This is a genomic window from Streptococcus salivarius, from assembly GCF_000785515.1.
In the GTDB taxonomy this organism is placed as follows: Bacteria; Bacillota; Bacilli; order Lactobacillales; family Streptococcaceae; genus Streptococcus; species Streptococcus salivarius.
In genome coordinates this window covers 19,679-38,894 of sequence record NZ_CP009913.1, presented here as the reverse complement: position 1 = coordinate 38,894, position 19,216 = coordinate 19,679, and the positions used below count along the sequence as shown (strand labels likewise).

Annotated in this window: 14 protein-coding genes, 17 tRNA genes and 1 rRNA gene; all 32 read right to left on the bottom strand. The window is 41.2% G+C overall.

The window, feature by feature from the left end:
* Window positions 1–105 precede the first annotated feature (105 nt).
* A complete protein-coding gene (gene purH / locus SSAL8618_RS00240; protein ID WP_004181944.1) occupies window positions 106–1,653 on the bottom strand; it encodes a bifunctional phosphoribosylaminoimidazolecarboxamide formyltransferase/IMP cyclohydrolase in 1,548 nt (515 codons plus the stop codon).
* A 76-nt stretch (window positions 1,654–1,729) separates the two neighbouring features.
* Window positions 1,730–2,284: a phosphoribosylglycinamide formyltransferase gene (gene purN / locus SSAL8618_RS00235; protein ID WP_038674989.1), complete on the bottom strand. Its 555-nt coding sequence runs from the start codon at window positions 2,282–2,284 to the stop codon at window positions 1,730–1,732.
* Window positions 2,284–3,306 carry a phosphoribosylformylglycinamidine cyclo-ligase gene (gene purM / locus SSAL8618_RS00230; protein WP_013989890.1) on the bottom strand — a complete coding sequence of 341 codons (1,023 nt, stop codon included), beginning with the start codon at window positions 3,304–3,306 and terminating at the stop codon, window positions 2,284–2,286. The genes purN and purM overlap by 1 nt, the downstream gene beginning before the upstream one ends.
* Window positions 3,307–3,517: 211 nt before the next feature.
* Window positions 3,518–4,957, bottom strand: coding sequence for an amidophosphoribosyltransferase (purF, locus tag SSAL8618_RS00225; RefSeq protein WP_038674987.1), 1,440 nt, complete (start codon window positions 4,955–4,957; stop codon window positions 3,518–3,520).
* A gap of 155 nt (window positions 4,958–5,112) precedes the next feature.
* Window positions 5,113–8,838: a phosphoribosylformylglycinamidine synthase gene (locus SSAL8618_RS00220; RefSeq protein WP_038674985.1), complete on the bottom strand. Its 3,726-nt coding sequence runs from the start codon at window positions 8,836–8,838 to the stop codon at window positions 5,113–5,115.
* Between the two features lie 66 nt (window positions 8,839–8,904).
* On the bottom strand, window positions 8,905–9,612 hold the full coding sequence (gene purC / locus SSAL8618_RS00215; protein WP_002886293.1) for a phosphoribosylaminoimidazolesuccinocarboxamide synthase: 708 nt from the start codon (window positions 9,610–9,612) through the stop codon (window positions 8,905–8,907).
* A gap of 258 nt (window positions 9,613–9,870) precedes the next feature.
* Window positions 9,871–10,116 carry a phosphopantetheine-binding protein gene (locus SSAL8618_RS00210; RefSeq protein ID WP_004181960.1) on the bottom strand — a complete coding sequence of 82 codons (246 nt, stop codon included), beginning with the start codon at window positions 10,114–10,116 and terminating at the stop codon, window positions 9,871–9,873.
* Window positions 10,116–11,120 (bottom strand): phosphate acyltransferase PlsX, encoded by a 1,005-nt coding sequence (plsX, locus tag SSAL8618_RS00205; protein ID WP_038674981.1) that lies wholly within the window; start codon window positions 11,118–11,120, stop codon window positions 10,116–10,118. Before plsX ends, SSAL8618_RS00210 begins: the two co-directional genes overlap by 1 nt.
* Window positions 11,121–11,331: 211 nt before the next feature.
* On the bottom strand, window positions 11,332–12,105 hold the full coding sequence (gene recO, locus SSAL8618_RS00200) for a DNA repair protein RecO (protein ID WP_038674979.1): 774 nt from the start codon (window positions 12,103–12,105) through the stop codon (window positions 11,332–11,334).
* On the bottom strand, window positions 12,092–13,267 hold the full coding sequence (locus tag SSAL8618_RS00195) for a pyridoxal phosphate-dependent aminotransferase (RefSeq protein WP_038674977.1): 1,176 nt from the start codon (window positions 13,265–13,267) through the stop codon (window positions 12,092–12,094). The genes recO and SSAL8618_RS00195 overlap by 14 nt, the downstream gene beginning before the upstream one ends.
* Window positions 13,268–13,359: 92 nt before the next feature.
* Window positions 13,360–14,325 carry a ribose-phosphate diphosphokinase gene (locus SSAL8618_RS00190; RefSeq protein ID WP_002886286.1) on the bottom strand — a complete coding sequence of 322 codons (966 nt, stop codon included), beginning with the start codon at window positions 14,323–14,325 and terminating at the stop codon, window positions 13,360–13,362.
* Window positions 14,326–14,536: 211 nt separating this feature from the next.
* Window positions 14,537–16,054 (bottom strand): PcsB-like coiled-coil domain-containing protein, encoded by a 1,518-nt coding sequence (locus tag SSAL8618_RS00185; RefSeq protein ID WP_038674975.1) that lies wholly within the window; start codon window positions 16,052–16,054, stop codon window positions 14,537–14,539.
* Window positions 16,055–16,138: 84 nt separating this feature from the next.
* On the bottom strand, window positions 16,139–16,663 hold the full coding sequence (gene mreD / locus SSAL8618_RS00180; RefSeq protein ID WP_022495821.1) for a rod shape-determining protein MreD: 525 nt from the start codon (window positions 16,661–16,663) through the stop codon (window positions 16,139–16,141).
* Between the two features lies 1 nt (window position 16,664).
* Window positions 16,665–17,495, bottom strand: a complete 831-nt coding sequence (mreC, locus tag SSAL8618_RS00175) for a rod shape-determining protein MreC (RefSeq protein WP_022495822.1) — start codon at window positions 17,493–17,495, stop codon at window positions 16,665–16,667.
* A 57-nt stretch (window positions 17,496–17,552) separates the two neighbouring features.
* Window positions 17,553–17,640: transfer RNA gene (locus SSAL8618_RS00170), tRNA-Ser, on the bottom strand.
* A gap of 4 nt (window positions 17,641–17,644) precedes the next feature.
* Window positions 17,645–17,718: transfer RNA gene (locus SSAL8618_RS00165), tRNA-Ile, on the bottom strand.
* A 31-nt stretch (window positions 17,719–17,749) separates the two neighbouring features.
* A tRNA-Gly gene (locus SSAL8618_RS00160) sits at window positions 17,750–17,820 on the bottom strand.
* A 10-nt stretch (window positions 17,821–17,830) separates the two neighbouring features.
* Window positions 17,831–17,903 (bottom strand) — tRNA-Phe (locus SSAL8618_RS00155).
* A gap of 3 nt (window positions 17,904–17,906) precedes the next feature.
* Window positions 17,907–17,980, bottom strand: a tRNA-Met gene (locus tag SSAL8618_RS00150).
* A gap of 9 nt (window positions 17,981–17,989) precedes the next feature.
* Window positions 17,990–18,079 (bottom strand) — tRNA-Ser (locus SSAL8618_RS00145).
* A gap of 19 nt (window positions 18,080–18,098) precedes the next feature.
* Window positions 18,099–18,172 (bottom strand) — tRNA-Ile (locus tag SSAL8618_RS00140).
* 16 nt (window positions 18,173–18,188) lie between these two features.
* Window positions 18,189–18,262: transfer RNA gene (locus tag SSAL8618_RS00135), tRNA-Met, on the bottom strand.
* A gap of 5 nt (window positions 18,263–18,267) precedes the next feature.
* Window positions 18,268–18,341 (bottom strand) — tRNA-Pro (locus tag SSAL8618_RS00130).
* A gap of 7 nt (window positions 18,342–18,348) precedes the next feature.
* Window positions 18,349–18,422, bottom strand: a tRNA-Arg gene (locus SSAL8618_RS00125).
* Window positions 18,423–18,436: 14 nt separating this feature from the next.
* A tRNA-Leu gene (locus tag SSAL8618_RS00120) sits at window positions 18,437–18,522 on the bottom strand.
* A gap of 6 nt (window positions 18,523–18,528) precedes the next feature.
* Window positions 18,529–18,600 (bottom strand) — tRNA-Gly (locus SSAL8618_RS00115).
* Between the two features lie 6 nt (window positions 18,601–18,606).
* Window positions 18,607–18,679: transfer RNA gene (locus SSAL8618_RS00110), tRNA-Thr, on the bottom strand.
* Between the two features lie 12 nt (window positions 18,680–18,691).
* Window positions 18,692–18,773: transfer RNA gene (locus tag SSAL8618_RS00105), tRNA-Leu, on the bottom strand.
* A gap of 5 nt (window positions 18,774–18,778) precedes the next feature.
* A tRNA-Lys gene (locus tag SSAL8618_RS00100) sits at window positions 18,779–18,851 on the bottom strand.
* A gap of 18 nt (window positions 18,852–18,869) precedes the next feature.
* Window positions 18,870–18,942, bottom strand: a tRNA-Asp gene (locus SSAL8618_RS00095).
* Window positions 18,943–18,944: 2 nt separating this feature from the next.
* Window positions 18,945–19,017 (bottom strand) — tRNA-Val (locus tag SSAL8618_RS00090).
* A gap of 5 nt (window positions 19,018–19,022) precedes the next feature.
* Window positions 19,023–19,138: ribosomal RNA gene (gene rrf, locus SSAL8618_RS00085) — 5S ribosomal RNA — on the bottom strand.
* Window positions 19,139–19,216 lie beyond the last annotated feature (78 nt).

Genomic DNA, 19,216 nt, shown 5'->3' with positions numbered 1-19,216 from the left:
TGAAAAAGAAAAGTTTTTTAGGATGGTATTAGTATAACTTGGAGAGCTTAAAGGAAGCTTAAGGGATTTAAAAAACATCCAATTTCTTGGATGCTTTGTAAGTTCTTAATGACGGAAGTGACGAACGCCTGTAAAGATCATTGTCAAACCATGTTTATCAGCAGCTTCGATTGACTCTTGGTCACGGACTGATCCACCCGGTTGGATGATTGCTTTGATACCTGCTTTAGCGATTTCTTCCACGTTATCCGCAAATGGGAAGAAGGCATCTGAAGCAAGAACAGCACCATCAAGACGGTCTTTAGCCTGCTCAATGGCGATACGGACTGAAGCCACACGGTTAGTTTGACCTGGGCCAACACCAAGTGTCATGTGGTCGTTAGTCACGATGATACCATTTGATTTGACATACTTGATAGCTTTCCAAGCAAACTCAAGAGCTGTCGCTTCTGTCTCAGTTGGTTGGCGTTTAGTAACCACTTGCCAGTCAGCTGGACTTTCTTTAACAACGTCTTGGTTTTGAACGAGGAGACCACCAACAACACCAGTGTATTCTGCTTCCACTTCGCTAGCGTCTTGAGCGTCAAATGGCAACTCAAGGATACGCAAGTTTTTCTTCTTGGTTGTCAAGATTTCAAGCGCTTCGTCTGTGTAGCTTGGTGCAATGATGATTTCAAGGAAGACACCGTGCATTTTCTTAGCTGTCGCAGCATCAACTTCACGGTTGAGGACTACGATTCCACCGAAGATTGACACTGGGTCAGCTTCATAAGCATAGTCCCAAGCTGTTTCGATGTCGTCAGCTTGACCGATACCACATGGGTTCATGTGTTTGAGAGCCACAACTGTTGGACGGTCTTTGAAATCACGGATGATACGGATAGCGGCATCAGCGTCACGGATATTGTTGAATGACAATTCTTTACCGTTAAGCTGTTTAGCTGAAGCAATTGAGTAAGCCGTTGGCAAACCTTTTTGGTAGAAGTCAGCGTCTTGTTGAGGGTTTTCACCGTAACGCATAGGTTGCTTAAGGTCATAAGTCAAAGTGAGTTTTTCAGGTTTTGTTTCACCCACTTGAGCTGTGAAGTATTCCGCAATCAAAGCATCGTATGAAGCTGTGTGACGGTATACTTTCGCTGCCAAACGTTGGCGAGTTTCGTAGCTTGTTTCGCCGTTCGCTGACAATTCGTCAAGCACAACAGCATAGTCAGCAGGATCTACCACAACTGTTACGCTAGCGTGGTTTTTAGCTGCTGAACGAAGCATAGATGGCCCACCGATATCGATGTTTTCAACCGCATCAGCGTAAGTTACGTCTGGTTTAAGAATCGTTTCCTTGAATGGGTAAAGGTTTACCACAACAAGATCGATAAGTTCAATATTATTGTCTTTAGCCGCTTGAAGGTGGCTATCGAGGTCACGACGAGCGAGGAGACCACCGTGGATATTTGGGTGGAGAGTCTTTACACGACCGTCCATCATTTCTGGGAAACCAGTCACATCGTCGATGGCGATAGTGTCTACCCCAGCATTGTCAAGGGCAACTTTAGTACCACCTGTTGAGATGATGTCCCAACCGAGTTTTTTGAGTTCTTGGGCAAATTCAACAATGCCCGCTTTGTCTGAGACTGAAATAAGTGCTCGTTTAGTCATTTTCTTTCTTTTCCTTTTTTTAAAAAAGTTCTTTATCTGCTACAGTCGAAAATTTTCTTTCAGCTCGAGGGCTTTCTTATTTTCGTGCAACTCCCAAACTATCCAAGACTTCTGGATAGAGCTTGTACTCTGTTTCGTGGATGCGAGTTTCGAAAGTATCAAGGGTATCACCTTCAAGGCGTGGCACACGGACTTGTTTGATAACCTTACCGGTATCAACACCAGAATCCACCCAGTGAATAGTCACACCAGACTGGCCAACACCTGCATTCCAAGCATCCTCAATACCATGAGCTCCTGGGAATTCAGGGAGATATGCCGGGTGAATATTGATGATACGGCCTTCATAAGCTGCTAGTAAGGTTGGGCCAACAATTTTCATATACCCCGCTAAGCAAACCAAATCAATCTGGTGTTCATCCAAGAGTTTGACGATAGCTTCTTCATAAGCTGCTTTATTGTCAAATTCCTTGAGTTCAAAGGCATGGCTAGCCACACCAAGATTTTTGGCACGTTCTAAGACATAGGCATCCCGGTGATCTGAAAAGACAAATTCTACTGGAAATTGTTCCGCAATCACCTGAAAGTTTGAGCCGTTGCCAGAGGCAAATACAGCAATCCTTTTAGACATTATTTAATCACCACACTTGCGCCATCTTTCTTCACAATACGACCGATTTCATAAACAGGTTCGTCAAGAAGTTCTTTGACACGTTCAACATTTTCTGGTTTAACCGCAAGCATGAGACCAATACCCATGTTGAAGATTTCAAACATTTCTTCATGTTTGATTTCACCATATTTTTCAAGGGCTTTAAAAATTGGAAGAACCGGCACTTTGCTTTCATCAATTTCAGCAGCCAAGTCATCTGAGAACATACGTGGTACATTTTCGATGAAACCACCACCTGTGATGTGGGCAATACCGTTAACCAATTCTTCTTTGATGAGTGGCAAAGCTGCTTTGACGTAGATACGAGTTGGTTCAAGAAGAACGTCTTTAAGTTTTTTGCCTTCAAGTTCTGGAAGAACTTCTTCCCCTGTGTAATCAGCAAATACACGACGCACGAGTGAGTAACCGTTGGAGTGGATACCGCTTGAAGCAAGTCCAAGAAGCACATCACCTTCAGCTACTTTTGAGCCGTCGATGATTTGAGATTTTTCTGCGATACCTACCGCGAAACCTGCCAAATCATAGTCGTCTTCACCATACATACCAGGCATTTCAGCAGTTTCACCACCAATAAGGGCTGCACCAGCTTGCACACAACCTTCAGCAACACCAGCAACAACCTGCTCCAATTTAGCTGGTTCATTTTTACCAGTTGCTACGTAGTCAAGGAAGTAAAGGGGCTCAGCACCTGCAGCGATGATATCGTTAACACACATAGCGACACAGTCTTGACCGATAGTATCGTGTTTGTCGTACTTAATAGCAAGCATGAGTTTAGTACCGACACCATCTGTACCTGAAATCAAAACAGGCTCTTTGACACCTGTTTTTGAAAGGTCAAACATACCACCGAAGCCACCGAGAGCTCCCATGACACCTGCACGCTCTGTACGGGCAACGTGTTTTTTGATACGTTCAACAACTTCATAACCTGCTTCAACATCCACACCCGATTGAGCATAAGCATTTTTATTTGTCATTTTATTTATTCCTTTTCTTTTTTCGAGAAAGAGTGCGACGTATTTTTAGATGAACCATCTTTTTATCTAAAAATACTAGTCAGGTCTCTAGCTTTGACCCCATAGGGCAAAGTGTCTACTGACAAATGCTTTAGCTTTTAGTCAGTAGTGAGACGTGGAGCGTAAGCATTTTTAGACATAATTTTTTCCTCTTTTTTCTTCTGCACTGCTCTTAATAGAAAGAAGTGTGTTCTTTCAAACTTTCCAAATAGCGTTCTTCGTAGTCATACAATGGTGTTGGATATTTACCATCAAAGTAAGCCACACAAAGGCCACCGTTTGGTGCATCTGTGTCAATTCCAATAGAATCAATCAAGCCATCGATTGACAAGTAAGTCAAGCTATCCGCACCAATGATTTCGCGTGTTTCCTCAACTGTATGATTGGCCGCAATTAATTCCTTACGTGTTTGAATATCGATACCGTAGAAACATGGGTAGGCAAGGGCTGGGCTACCGATTGCTACGTGGACCTCTGTTGCTCCTGCTTCTTTTAGCAAATTAACGATACGACGTGATGTTGTCCCACGTACAATAGAGTCGTCAATCATAACCACACGTTTGCCTTTAACAACACCTGATACGGCAGAGAGCTTCATACGAACCCCTTGCTCACGCAATTCTTGTGTTGGTTGGATAAAGGTACGTTGGGTGTATTGGTTTTTAATCAAGCCCATTTCATTTGGCAAGCCTGATTCTTCCGCAAATCCCATGGCTGCGCTAAGTGATGAATTAGGCACACCAACGACAATATCTGCTTCATGTTTGAACTCACGTGCCAATTGAGCACCCATACGTTTACGAGCTGTATGGACATTGACCCCTTGGATATTTGAATCAGGACGGGCAAAGTAGATATACTCCATCGAACAAACAGCCAATTGCGTATCCGTTGTATAGGTATCGTAAGTGATGCCATTATCATCGATGATAACAACCTCACCTGGATTTACATCCCGAATCCATTCTGCACCAACACCCTCAAAGGCACATGTTTCAGATGAAACCACGATAGCACCATTGCTCATCTTACCAAGAGAAAGGGGACGGAAGCCATTTGGATCCAAAGCTGCAATAAGCTTGTCCTCAATCATAAGAAGATAAGCAAATCCACCTTTAACAGTGTTCAAGGCTTCTTTCACCTTGCCCATAAAGGATGGGTTGTGGCTACGACGAATCAAGTGAGCTAAGATTTCTGAGTCAGAAGTTGAGTTTAAGATAGCTCCATTTTTCTCCAACTCATGTCTTAGTGACTCTGCATTAGTCAAATTCCCATTATGAGCAAGACCAAGCTGTCCATCGTGAAACTTAAACATGAATGGTTGAATATTGTCTACAGAAGCTTCACCAGCAGTCGCATAACGAACATGACCGATAGCAGCCGTTCCAGTTAGCTTGTCCAAGTTGGCTGGATCACGGAAAACTTCTGAGAGAAGCCCCATATCACGATGACGCTTCAATTGACCCGCATCATTTGAGAGAATTCCTGCTCCCTCTTGACCACGGTGTTGGAGACTGTGAAGTCCGAAATAAGTTAATTTGGCAGCATCCGGGTGACCCCAGATACCAAAAACACCACATTCTTCATTAAGAGATTTAACTTCGTATGTCATTTTTTATACCTTTTATTTTTGATATTTTCCTAATGTTATGCAAACGAAAAACTGTTCCTAGCCTCTCATTTCACTAATGTGAACTCAAGTTTTCAAGCTCTTTAGAACTACTGCTACATTGAAAAATATCATTACTGAGTGCACTTGGCACTCTATTATTTTCCAGTAAAGTATTTAACCGCTGACGCAAAGAGGTGTTGGTCTTTATTTCCTGGAATATTTTGGAAGAGACCGTCTTCGAAACGTTCTGAGTGACCCATCTTACCAATAATTTGACCGTTCTTACTTGTGATACCTTCGATAGCATTCACAGATCCATTTGGATTGTATTTAGAATCCATGCTTGGTTTACCTTCGAAGTCAACATATTGGGTAAAGATTTGACCATTGTCACGAAGCTCTGCAAATTCCTCAGCTGTCACGACAAATTTACCTTCACCGTGTGATACTGGGATGGCATGGATGTCACCAACTTCTACTCCGGCAAGCCATGGTGAGTTAGTGTTGGCAATACGTGTTTCAACCATCTTAGCCACGTGTTGGTTGGCATCATTGTAGAAGAGGGTTGGACTAGTGCTGCTTGCATCTTCAAAGTTACCGTATGGAAGAAGACCTGATTTAACAAGGGCTTGGAATCCATTACAGATACCAATAATCAAACCACCACGTTCGATGAAGCTATCAATGGCTGCACGTACTTTTTCATTGAGCAAGATGTTAACGATAAATTTAGCTGATCCATCTGGTTCATCCGCTGCTGAGAAACCACCTGCAAAGAAGATAATGTTAGCTTTTTCGATATTGTCAACCATAGTGTCAACAGACTTGACAATAGCCTCTTCGTTAAGTGTTACAAATGGTACCAAGTTGACTTTTGCACCTTCTTTTTCAAAGGCCTTAGCTGAATCGTACTCAGAGTTCGTACCTGGGAATACTGGGATGTAAACTACTGGTGTCTCAACTGTTTCTTTAGCTTTGATCACAGCATCAGATGCTACAGCAGGTACTTCTTCCAACTCAGTTGCTTGTGCAAATTCCGTTGGGTAAACCTCTTCCAATTTACCTTGGAAGGCACTGTCAAGTTTGTGTCCATCAAGCGTTACACCATTGACAGTAAGTGTAAAGTCAGCTGCTGTTTGTCCAATCTTGGCAACACCTGAAATTTCTTCCGGAGATGTGAAGACGAATCCACCCAATTGAGCTGTCAAGGCAGTCTCAAGATTTTCAAGGGTTACAGTGGCACCAATATGGTTACCAAATGTTGCAAGGGCAAGTGCTTCAACGACACCACCATATTTGACAGCTGATGCAGATGTGACTTTATGGTCAGCTTGGATGGCTTCAAACTTAGCAAAGTTAGACTTGATAAGATCGAAGTCAATTTCTTGTGCCAAAGCTTGACCAGGAATGTAGTAAATATTTTCACCAGCAGCTTTGAATTCTGGAGAAAGAACCTTACGGCTATCTGCAGTTGTTACCCCAAAAGCAACCAAGGTTGGTGGTACTGTCAATTCTTCAAAGGTACCAGACATAGAGTCTTTACCACCAATAGATGGCAAACCAAGTTGAATCTGAGCTTCGATTGATCCAAGGAGAGCTGATACTGGTTGACCAAAACGCTCTGCTTGTTTATCCATACGCTCGAAATATTCTTGATAAGAGAAACGAGCCTTAGACCAGTTTGCACCAGCAGCAACCAAACGAGCTGTTGCTTCGATTACTGCATAGGCAGCGCCATGATATGGAGACCATTCTGCTACATAAGGGTTGAATCCTTGCGCCATAACAGAAGCAGTTGTTGTCACGCCATGTTGGACTGGCAATTTCTGTACAGAAGCTTCCGTTGGTGTGATTTGGTAGCGACCACCGAGTGGGTGATTAACTGTTGAACGACCAACTGAGCTATCAAAGATGGTTTGTAAACCTTTTTGACTGGCATGGTTAAGGTCAGCCAAGACTTCAAGAGTATCAGCTTCAAGGGTTTCAGCAGATGTTTGACGTTCTTCTGGAAGCTTGACATCCTTGTCAACCACCTTAGCATCTACAACCACACGTACACCGTTTGTATCAAGGAAACGACGTTCCAAATCAACGATGGTTTCACCATTCCAGTGCATGACAAGATTTGGTTTTTCAGTTACTGTCGCAACGACAACAGCATCAATATTTTCTTTGTTACATTCAGCAACGAAGGCATCTACATCTTCTGGACGAACCACTACGGCCATACGTTCTTGAGATTCAGAGATGGCAATTTCTGTACCGTTCAAACCTTGGTATTTCAATGGTACTTTGTCTAGATCAATTTCAAGACCATCTGCCAATTCACCGATAGCCACACAGACACCACCAGCACCAAAGTCATTTGATTTCTTGATTAGACGTGTCACATCCCCATTACGGAAAAGACGTTGAATCTTACGTTCTTCGATGGCATTCCCTTTTTGAACCTCAGCACCAGCTGTTTCAACAGATTCGACCGTTTGAACTTTAGAAGAGCCTGTCGCACCACCGACACCATCACGTCCAGTCTTACCACCGAGCAAGATAATCACATCACCTGCTTCAGGTTTCTCACGGACAACATTTTCCTTAGGAGCCGCACCGACAACTGCACCTAGCTCCATACGCTTAGCAACGAAACCTGGGTGGAAGTATTCACGAACGTAAGTTGTTGCAAGACCAATTTGGTTACCGTATGAAGAATAACCGTGAGCCGCTGTTTTAGAAATCACTTGTTGTGGCAATTTACCAGCACGAGTTTCAGCAATTGGTGTTGTAATATCACCAGCACCTGAGATACGCATGGCTTGGTAAACGTATGAACGCCCTGACAATGGGTCACGAATGGCACCACCGATACAAGTAGCCGCTCCACCAAATGGTTCAATCTCAGTTGGGTGGTTGTGGGTTTCATTCTTGAACATGAGAAGCCATGGTTCTTTCACACCATTGACATCCACTTCAATTTCAACTGAGCAAGCATTGATTTCATCAGACACTTCCATGTCATCCAAACGACCATTAGCACGCTCATAGCGACCAAAAATAGTCGCCATATCCATCAAGGTTTGAGGTTTTTCTGTACGTCCCAACTCATCACGCATGGCAATATATTTGTCATAAGTCGCTTGCAATTGTTTTTCAAATTTAGATGCTGAGAAGTCGATATTCTTCAACTCAGTCTCAAAAGTTGTGTGACGGCAGTGGTCAGACCAGTAAGTATCCAAAACCTTAAGCTCAGTCTCAGTTGGCACACGTCCAATAGACTTGAAGTAATCTTGAATGAAGAGAAGGTCATCCACTTCCATGGCCAATCCTTGCTCTGCCTTATACTTAGCAAAATCTTCTGCCGTATAAGTTTCAAAGAAATCCAAGCTTGGAATGGTCTTGTCAGACTCAGAGAAATCCTGTTTAGCAATACCAACAGTGATATCTTTGAAACGAGAATCCACTGGGTTCAAAAGGTAGTTTTTGACAGCTTCCAACTCATTCGCATCGATATCCTTGTTAACCAAGTACAATTGCGCTGTGTTCACTGTTACGTCATTTGAACTACCAAGCAAAAGCAAAGCTTCTTGTGAAGATGCTGCACGTTGGTCAAATTGACCAGGCAAACTTTCGATAGCAAAGAAAGCATACTTCTCAAGATCAGCCTTAACCGCAGCCTCGTCCAAAACAGTATCAGTCACTTGCTCAGAGAAGATGTGTTTTTCCGCACGCGCAAACAAGTCCTCTGCCAAATTAAAGACATCGTAAACCTGAACAATACGAAGATCATTCAAAGTTTTCAACTGAAGATTATGCTTTAATTCTTTTACTAAAGACTGAGATTTCACACGAAAATCAGCTTTTTTCTCAACGAAAATACGTTTATCCATTTTATTTCCTTTATCTATTTCTACTTAAAGATTGTAGTGAAGACCAAGTATTCTATTTGTAAAAGGCTACTTCAATCCTTGCAATTTTTCCAATACAACTTCATAAACATCTGTCAAGCTACCAAGATCACGACGGAAAACATCCTTGTCCATATGGTGCCCTTCAGCATCCCAAAGGCGGCAGTTATCTGGTGAGAATTCATCTGCCAAGATAATCTTGCCATCCTTATCAAAACCAAATTCCAATTTGAAGTCAATCAAGCGAAGACCAATTTGTGCAAACCAATCTTTTAGCAATTCATTGATACGACGCGTTTCTTCCTTGATATAAGCAATTTGTTCATCATTGGCAATATCCAAGAACTTCACATGCTCATCATTGATGAATGGGTCATCCAAATCATCGTTCTTGTAGTAAAATTCAACGATTGGAGTTTTCAAGTCCAAACCTTCTTCAACGCCAAAACGTTTAGAGAAAGAACCCGCAGTCACATTACGAAGAACAACCTCCAAAGGAATGATAGTAACTTTCTTGTTAAGTTGTTCGGTATCAGAAATACGTTCGATAAAGTGAGTAGCTACACCCGCAGCATTCAATTTTTCAAAAATAAGAGACGAAATCTGATTATTTAGCACACCTTTTCCTTTAATAGTCTCCTTACGAGCACCATTAAGCATGGTTGCCTGGTCCTTATAGACCGACTTAATCACATTTTCGTCTTCTGTACTATAAATATCTTTAGCTTTCCCAGTATAAATCAGTTGGTTTGACATGGAATTGTTCGCCTTTCAAGTTTATTCGTCTTAATTATACCACACCAGAATCCAAAAACCAACATATAGCAAACTTTATTGCTTGAGTAAAAAAATAACGTTCGTGTTTTAGTCCTTTTTTAGAGTTTCTTAATAAATAATGTATAGAAAAAAGGAGTGTGACAGAACTAAATCCATATAACATTTAGTTTCTTGCCTCACTCCAACAAAATAACAATCGTATAGTACACAACTATTATATTATTACGTCTAGCTTTCTTATTCTTTATTCAATTCCTCAGACAAATAGTCCAACAAATCAGCTACCTTAACCATATGGTCAATAGTATCATCGGAAATCTCAAGGTCGAACTCATCCTCCAAATTAATAATGAATTCCATAAGCTCTATTGAATCCACACCCAAGTCATCTAATTTGGTAGCTTCGGTTAAAACAATGTCCTCTTTACCCATCTGCTCTTGAATTACGAGCTGCATTTTCTGAAGAATTTCTACTCTACTCATCAGTTAGCCTCCTCTTTCGGACTAAAGGCTTCAACTAGCTGCTCAACAACCTTAGTATCAAGCATCGTACGAACCTGCTTAATAGTGTAGTAAACCGCCTTAGCATCACTAGATCCATGACATTTTACTACGGGAGCTTTAAGACCAAAGAGAACCGCACCTCCAGCGCTAGAGTAATCCATAGTCTCTTTCATCCCTTTTAGGCTGTCTTTCAATAGGAAGGCACCTAACTTAGCTTTAAGACCACCATTCATGATAGCTGACTTAAGGGTCTTCATGGCACCAAGTCCCGTTCCTTCGATTGCCTTAAGAACTGCATTTCCGGTGAAACCATCAGCTACGACCACATCAGCAGCTCCAGACATAATTTCACGCGCCTCAACATTACCAACAAAGTTAATACTTGGCTCCTTAGATAAGAGCTCAAAAGCCTCCTTACGAAGACTATCCCCCTTTGTTTCCTCAGTCCCATTATTAAGGAGACCTACACGAGGGTTGGCAATTCCACGCACATTTTTAGCATAGAAAGATCCTAAAATAGCATATTGATGCAAATGACTAGCTGTATTTTCCGCATTAGCACCCAAATCAAGCATATCAAAGGGTTGACCAGTAAAACTTGGCATTGTTGACATAAGACCTGGACGCTCAACTCCCTTAATACGTCCGACCACAAAGAGACCTGCAGCCAGAAGGGCACCTGTATTTCCCGCAGAAATCACGGCACCTGCTTTTTTCTCCTTAACAGCCTGTGCACCTAAGACCATTGAAGCTTTTTTCTTCTTACGAATGGCTTTAGCTGGCTCATCATCCGAATTTATCTTTTCATCAGTATGCACAATGCTCACACGTTCATTCGCTGTCAAATAGGTCTTAATTTTAGCTTCATCACCATAAAGCTGGATTTCAATATCTTTGAAATCTGCTATAGCTTGGTTGACACCCTCTACAATTGCGTGTGGCGCATTATCGCCACCCATAGCATCTACTGCAATTACATGCATAGCATTCTCCCTCTTGTCCTCTGCCATAAAACATAAACTCAGATTTCTATCAATAAAATATTATGTAACTAAAATAGACTAGTTCACTGTTTCTAGCAGAGTCTTTCAGCTTATTATCTTCTTATTATAGCACGAACTGACTTGCATTTTAACCCCTGAGACTGAAAACCATTACTTTCCTGTTTCACGTGAAACAAAAAGAAGATAATGTCTAGTCAGCACTATCTTCTTTATTTATAATATGACCCCAAGAATTTAGATTATCAATAAACTTCTTACTTTTAAGATGTATTCCAACATAATTATCATAGAGGTCATCAATAAAATGTCGTAGCTTTCGTTTCATGTCATCCTTAACAGATATGCTTCTCAATTCCTCAAAAGAAAGCCCCTGAAAACGATCTAAAAGATAAGGTACATTAGGATCCAAGTGACTACGCCTTTCATCCTCTGCATAGTGATTTGGACAAAGTAGCCCCGAGAACTTATACGAAAAATCAAAAGGAAGCCCCACACGATGGCAAAAGACACACTCGTGAAAATTCAATCGTACACCGAAACGGTCTAAAACCTGAATCTCAAAGATATTAGTCAAGATTTCATAATCCAAGCCTTCTTCCATTAATTCAAGCGTCTTCTCCAAGAATGCAAATAATTGTGCATCTGCCACACCGTCAGCAATAGCAGCATCCGTCAGAGAAGCTAAATAAGTCGCATAAGACAGCTTGAAAATATCGCTTGTAATTTCCTTAAAGGATTCTGCTTGGCTATAATCCTCTATGAAAGATAAGCCCTCATCATTTACAGTCATCATGAATTCAGCGATGGTTAAAGGTTGAATCACAGCACTTAATTTACCTGACCCACCACCTCTAACAAAAAACATCCGTTTACCAGCTTGCTCGGTAAAAATCTTAACTAGCTTATCGTTCTCACGATAATTACGATTGAAGAGGACAAGCCCTCTACTCTCAAGCTTCTGCATGTTCTTCCATAAACTCTTTCAAACGAGCCATAGCTGTTTCAATAGTATCCATGCTAGCTGCATACGACAAACGAACATAGCCTTCGCCATACTTCCCAAAAGCAACCCCTGGGATAATCGCAATAGCTTTTTCACGAGCAAAGTCTTGACAGAACTTAAAGGAATCTTGAGTATAGCCTTCTGGAATCTTAGCAAAGATGTAGAAAGCACCATCAGGTTTAATAATTTTGAAACCAAGATCAGTCATTTTTTCAAGAATATAATCACGACGCTTCAAATACTCAACTTTCATTGGTTGGGCATCATCTTTACCAGCAGATAAGGCTTCAATAGCTGCAAATTGTGCCATAGTAGCTGCAGCTGTTACCAAATACTGGTGACTCTTAATCAACTGAGCCGTCAAGACTGCAGGTGCAAAAATCAAACCAATACGCCAGCCTGTCATCGCATGAGATTTAGACAAACCATTAATCAAAATCGTTTGTTCTGGCAAATACTCAGCAATAGATACATGTTGGTCCACATAAGTTAGCTCAGAGTAAACTTCATCGCTAACAACAAAAATATCGTATTTTTTCAGAACTTCAGCCAAATCTTTAATCTGTTGACGTGAGTAAGTCACACCTGTTGGGTTAGTTGGGTAGTTAAGTAAAACAGCTTTAAGCTTATCCCCCTGCTCCAAAATTGCCTTTTCTAACATCTCCGGAGTCAAAACAAAATCATTAGCTGTTGTATCAATTTCAACAATTTCAGCACCAACTAGATTTGCAATCGGCTCATATCCAGGATAGGCTGGTGCAGGTAAAAGAATCGTATCTCCTGGCTCCAAAATAGCAGTCAAAGTTGCAGAAAGGGCTTCTGTAGCTCCAATAGTCACCAAGATTTCATTATCTGGGTTATAAGTAAGATTATATTTTTCCTTAACAAAATCTGCCGCAGCTTGACGCAAAGCAGGAAGTCCTGCCATACCTGTATAGTGAGACTGGTTAGCATCGATAGCAGCTTTAGCTGCTTCTTTCACATGATCTGGAGTCGTAAAATCAGGTTCACCAAGTGTCAACTTTTTGATACCTGGTACATCTGAAATTGATTGGTCAAACTGACGAATCATCGAAACTTCAATCTTATCTAAATTTTTATTAAAACGTTGTGTTAAATCCATCACTGTCACCTCTTTGCAATTATGCCTTACATTATATCAAAAACTCAAACGCATTTAAACACCAAAAAAAGCTAGCCTAGGCTAGCTTTAGTCTATTTATGGCCCATTTCAAACAAAGGTGACAATGGACGTTTTTCATGAATACGAATAATTGCCTCTGAAATCAAATCAGCAATTGAAATTTGTTCAATCTTATCAATCAAACGTTCTTCTGGAAGATAAATCGTGTCCAATACGACAAGCTTCTCAATAGCAGATTTTTGAATATTATCAAGTGCTGGACCTGACAATACAGGGTGAGTACATGAGGCATAGACATGAGTCGCACCAGCTTCAGCAAGCGCATCCGCCGCATGACAGATGGTACCCGCAGTATCAATCATATCATCAATCAAAATACATGTTTTACCTTCAACGTTACCAATGATATTCATAACCTCAGAAGTGTTCATTTTATCAACACTACGTCGTTTATCAATGATTGCGATTGGTGTTTTCAAACATTGAGCAAGTTTTCGTGCACGAGTCACACCACCATGGTCTGGAGAAACAACAACAACATCATCACCAGTAAGACCAGCACGATCAAAGTAATCTGCGATAAGTGGTGCCCCCATCAAATGGTCTACAGGAATATCAAAGAATCCTTGAATTTGAGAAGCATGGAGGTCAACTGTCAAAAGTCGATCAACACCTGCAACCTCAAGCATATTAGCAACCAATTTAGATGTGATTGGCTCACGTGAACGTGCCTTACGGTCTTGACGTGCATAACCATAATAAGGCATAACAACACTGATCGTTTCTGCACTTGCACGTTTTAGCGCATCAACCATAATCAAGATTTCCATCAAGTTATCATTTACAGGAGAGCTTGTAGATTGAAGAATAAAAACGTGATGACCACGGATAGATTCTTCAATATTAACTTGAATCTCACCATCTGAAAATTCACGAACACTTGATTTTCCGAGTTCAATACCCATTTTATCAGCAACTTTTGCTGCTAATTCCTGGTTAGACGATAAAGCAAACAACTTCAAATTCGTATAAGACATGATTTCCTCCAAAATATCTACTAAACCATTCTACCTTTTTTTAGATTGATTTTCAATGCAAAATAAATGGTGTCACAGTAACTTAACAAGACTAAAAAGATTTAACCTTAACCTCGACATTTTCCCGTCTAAAAGTAATTCCAGAAAGTAAAGACATTTTGCTATAAAATAAAAACGATTCGAGAAAATTCGAATCGCCTTCTTGTAGTCATTATGGGTAAATATAGTATACAGAACCACCATGAGCTGAAGATGTTGGATCAAATGTACCACGGTAGTTACCGATTGACATGTTACCAGCATAGTTTGATTCCATAACTTGAATTGAATTTGCACCTGATGCTGATGTTACGTAAGCTACGTGACCATAACCACCACCATCATTTGGCCAAACCGCAATTGCTCCGGCTACAGGAGTTGTACCAACTGAGTGGCCAGCTGCTTGTGCGCTAGCAATCCAGTTTTTAGCATTACCCCAGTAATTACCAACCCATGAAGCTAATGATTTAGCACCCCAAGTACATTGACCAACAGGATATGTATTAGGAGTTGAGGCAGCTGATACTTTAGCTGTTTCAGCTGCTGGAGCTGGTGCTTCTGAAGCTGCAGGTGCTTGACTTGCTGGTGCTTCTGAAGTTGCTGCAGGTGCTTCGCTAGCAGGAGCTGGTGCTTCTGAAGCTGCTGGAGCAGCTGATTCTGGTTGTGCTTCAGGCTCTTGTGTTGCTTCAGATGTTGCTGGAGCAGCAGGCTCTTGTTGTGCCTCTGAGGCAGCTGATTCTGGTTGTGCTTCAGGCTCTTGTGTTGCTTCTGAAGTTGCAACAGTTGGCTCTTGAGTAGTTTCTGAAGTTTCTGATGAAACAGGTTCTTGTACTGCTTCTGAGGCTGTTGCTATTTCTGAAACAGTAGCTTCTGAAGGTTGAGCTACAGCTTCTGAAGTTGCTGCCGCCTCTGATTGAGCTACAAATGCTGCCGCTTCTGAAGATGCTACTGCTTGTGCTGCTGCCTCTGATTCTGCAATTGCTTGTGACTGAGCAACTGATGCTGCAGTTGAAGCTGCCACTGCTTCTGCAGTTGATTTAGCAGAAACAAGTGATGTTTTTTCATCTTGAGCTGTAGCCAATTCTGCAGCCAAAGCAACTTGTGCTGCTTCTAGTTCTGCTTGTTGAGTTGTCAAACCAGCTTCTGTTGTTTCAAGTTCTGCCTTATTAGTTGCAATCTCATTAATAGCAGCTTGGTTTTGTTCTTGTTTTGCAGCAAGCTCTTTTTGATCAGACTCTTGTTTTGTCAACATGTCATTATTAGCTGTAACAACTTTTGAAATAGCTGTGATACGAGTAATAGCTTCAGAGATTGACTTAGAGTTCAAGATAGAGTTGATGTAGCTAGTCGCAGTATTATTTTGTTGAGCACTACGAGCTTGTTTCGCCAAAGAATCTTGACGAGCTACAATTTTACTTGATAATTCTTGAATTTCAGATTCCAAATCTGCTGATACTTTTTCAAGTTCAGCATTTTTAGTTTCCAATTCTGATTTTTGTGTTCTAAGTGTAGATACTTGAGATTGGATTGTAGCAACTTGCGCTTGTGCAGTCTCTTGTTGAGAAGCAAGGTTACTAATTGCGTTATCTGCAGCAGCGATTTGCGAATCATAATCCTCTGCATGTACTGATGCAGCTGCTGATAAGGTTACACCACTTACCAACACTGCTGAAAGAATACGTTTTTTCATAATATAAAATACTACTCCTTTTCGATAAGACCTATTAATTGTATCAAAAAATGGCGCAAACTTTGTTACGCCAATATTACAGTTCTATTTAAATCTATCAACTGACAGATACAAAAATAATTTTTCAAGAATAGGTTTAATAAAGATAAAGGTCAAAAGATTAAACACTATACTAGGACTTAGTTGATAAATAATAAAATCCGTCACAGACTCATTGGAGAAACCATAAAATAAGGCAAAGCCAAAATTTATAGTATCAAAGAGAAAGAGGAATAAAAACATTAACAAAAAATCAACATAGGTATTTCTCTTAACAATTCGACCTAGCTGAGTTAACAGATAGCATAACAGCGGCAGAGTTAGAATTACTATACCAACTGTTTTGAAATAATAGGTATCATAAAGAAATCCAAAACAAACAAGGTAAAGAAAGGAATACTTATTTGGAAAATCAAGAGTTAAGATAAAAATATAAATAATGAAAAGATGAGATGATAGAAAAAATTCAGGAGATAAATAATGATTAAGTATCATCGAAATATGACCATCCCATAGAAAAGGAACAATACTCAGTAAGAAAGGAATAATAGAATACTTGGATAATTTCATATTATTTACCATCTCCAACTAAAGTAACATAAGAAATTTTATCAAAATCAGCATAAGGTTTTACCAAAATCGTACGATTTCCTTCATAATCACTCACAGAGTCTACAGTACCAATTGGAACATCCTTTACTGATACATCATCAAGACCACTTGTAACTACTTCAGTCCCAACCTTAACGTTAGAAGATGAATTGAGTTGTGTCATCTCTAACAGCTTCTTTTTTTTATCATAACGAGATATAATCCCGAAAATCTGGTTATCATCCTCTGATTTGACGCTAGAAGCAAGGTAACTATCACTAGAACTACTAGAAAGTAAAGAAATAGTAGTAGTATCATCATATACCTTAGTTACAAAACCAATTACTCCACCATTAGAAGTTGCTAGCATAGATTTACTAACATTCTTAGACTTACCGACATTAATCGTTAACTCTTTTAACCAAGTCACAGAAGGTCGCATAGAAACTTCAGCAGTGAGAACAGTATCACGACTTAGCTTGTCCGAAAGATTAAGCGAAGCTCTTAAAGAATCATTCTCTTCTTGCAAGTTAGAAATAATAGATGATTGATTTTCTAAATTCGATAAAGATTTTTTTAAATCTTGATTCTCATTATAGGTTGATAAGAGATCAGAAATAACATTATGAGATTTTGATAAAGCAGTAAATGGAACTGAAACCACTGAGTCTACTTTGGTAACGAAACCCGAAACATTAGACGAGATATCCTTGGTTAATTTTTTATTAGTAAAGACAAAAGAAAAAAGCATTACAAAAAATAGAAAAATAATAAACCCATAAAGAAGAAATCGATAAAAACTATTTTTCATTTTGTCACCTCAAAAAAAGAAAACGAATTATCTTAAAGATAATTCGTCATAATACTACGGAGAATGGGGGATTCGAACCCCCGCGCCGGTTACCCGACCTAACGATTTAGCAAACCGTCCTCTTCAGCCTCTTGAGTAATTCTCCAATATGGGCACGAGTGGAATCGAACCACCGACCTCACGCTTATCAGGCGTGCGCTCTAACCATCTGAGCTACGCGCCCAAGCAAATGCTTGGCTAAAATATCCAAATAAAGCGGGTGACGAGAATCGAACTCGCGACAACAGCTTGGAAGGCTGTAGTTTTACCACTAAACTACACCCGCTTAACAAAAATGGCGCGAGACGGAATCGAACCGCCGACACATGGAGCTTCAATCCATTGCTCTACCAACTGAGCTACCGAGCCATATTGCGGGAGCAGGATTTGAACCTACGACCTTCGGGTTATGAGCCCGACGAGCTACCTAGCTGCTCCATCCCGCGTTAATTATAAGGAGGATGTGGGATTCGAACCCACGCACGCTTTTACACGCCTGACGGTTTTCAAGACCGTTCCCTTCAGCCGGACTTGGGTAATCCTCCAAATATTATAATTAATATATGGACCTTGTAGGACTCGAACCTACGACCGCTCGGTTATGAGCCGAGTGCTCTAACCAGTTGAGCTAAAGGTCCAAGAAATCCATATATATAGCGGCGAAGGGGATCGAACCCCCGACCTCCCGGGTATGAACCGGACGCTCTAGCCAGCTGAGCTACACCGCCATAAATCGGGAAGACAGGATTCGAACCTGCGACCCCTTGGTCCCAAACCAAGTGCTCTACCAAGCTGAGCTACTTCCCGATAAAAATGCACCCTAGAGGAGTCGAACCTCTAACCGCCTGATTCGTAGTCAGGTACTCTATCCAGTTGAGCTAAGGGTGCTCATTATTATATTATGCCGAGGACCGGGATCGAACCGGTACGAAAGTTTCCTTTCGCAGGATTTTAAGTCCTGTGCGTCTGCCAGTTCCGCCACCCCGGCTCCTCAAGCGAACGACGGGATTCGAACCCGCGACCCCCACCTTGGCAAGGTGGTGTTCTACCACTGAACTACGTTCGCATTTTATGCCGGCTACATGACTTGAACACGCGACCCTCTGATTACAAATCAGATGCTCTACCAACTGAGCTAAGCCGGCTAACTTTTCTAATGCGGGTGAAGGGACTTGAACCCCCACGCCGTTAAGCGCCAGATCCTAAATCTGGTGCGTCTGCCAATTCCGCCACACCCGCATATATGACCCGTACTGGGCTCGAACCAGTGACCCATTGATTAAAAGTCAATTGCTCTACCAACTGAGCTAACGAGTCTCAAATATTTCTACTTGACGGTCCCGACGGGAATCGAACCCGCGATCTTCGCCGTGACAGGGCGACGTGATAACCGCTACACCACGGGACCTATGGGAGTTAACGGGATCGAACCGCTGACCCTCTGCTTGTAAGGCAGATGCTCTCCCAGCTGAGCTAAACTCCCTATGCGCTAAGCGACTACCGTATCTAACAGGGGGCAACCCCCAACTACATCAGGCGTACTAGGGCTTAACTTCTGTGTTCGGCATGGGAACAGGTGTATCTCCTAGGCTATCGTCACTTAACTCTGAGTATTCTCAACTCAAAATTGAATATCTATACTGTATCAAGAAACCAAATCGTTGTCAATATGTCTCAGTTAC

Coding starts and splice junctions, on each gene's coding strand:
- purH (WP_004181944.1), bottom strand. CDS start 1,653: ATGACTAAACGAGCACTTATTTCAGTCTCAGACAAAGCGGGCATTGTT.
- purN (WP_038674989.1), bottom strand. CDS start 2,284: ATGTCTAAAAGGATTGCTGTATTTGCCTCTGGCAACGGCTCAAACTTT.
- purM (WP_013989890.1), bottom strand. CDS start 3,306: ATGACAAATAAAAATGCTTATGCTCAATCGGGTGTGGATGTTGAAGCA.
- purF (WP_038674987.1), bottom strand. CDS start 4,957: ATGACATACGAAGTTAAATCTCTTAATGAAGAATGTGGTGTTTTTGGT.
- SSAL8618_RS00220 (WP_038674985.1), bottom strand. CDS start 8,838: ATGGATAAACGTATTTTCGTTGAGAAAAAAGCTGATTTTCGTGTGAAA.
- purC (WP_002886293.1), bottom strand. CDS start 9,612: ATGTCAAACCAACTGATTTATACTGGGAAAGCTAAAGATATTTATAGT.
- SSAL8618_RS00210 (WP_004181960.1), bottom strand. CDS start 10,116: ATGAGTAGAGTAGAAATTCTTCAGAAAATGCAGCTCGTAATTCAAGAG.
- plsX (WP_038674981.1), bottom strand. CDS start 11,120: ATGCATGTAATTGCAGTAGATGCTATGGGTGGCGATAATGCGCCACAC.
- recO (WP_038674979.1), bottom strand. CDS start 12,105: ATGCAGAAGCTTGAGAGTAGAGGGCTTGTCCTCTTCAATCGTAATTAT.
- SSAL8618_RS00195 (WP_038674977.1), bottom strand. CDS start 13,267: ATGGATTTAACACAACGTTTTAATAAAAATTTAGATAAGATTGAAGTT.
- SSAL8618_RS00190 (WP_002886286.1), bottom strand. CDS start 14,325: ATGTCTTATACGAATTTGAAGTTGTTTGCTTTATCGTCTAACCAGGAA.
- SSAL8618_RS00185 (WP_038674975.1), bottom strand. CDS start 16,054: ATGAAAAAACGTATTCTTTCAGCAGTGTTGGTAAGTGGTGTAACCTTA.
- mreD (WP_022495821.1), bottom strand. CDS start 16,663: ATGAAATTATCCAAGTATTCTATTATTCCTTTCTTACTGAGTATTGTT.
- mreC (WP_022495822.1), bottom strand. CDS start 17,495: ATGAAAAATAGTTTTTATCGATTTCTTCTTTATGGGTTTATTATTTTT.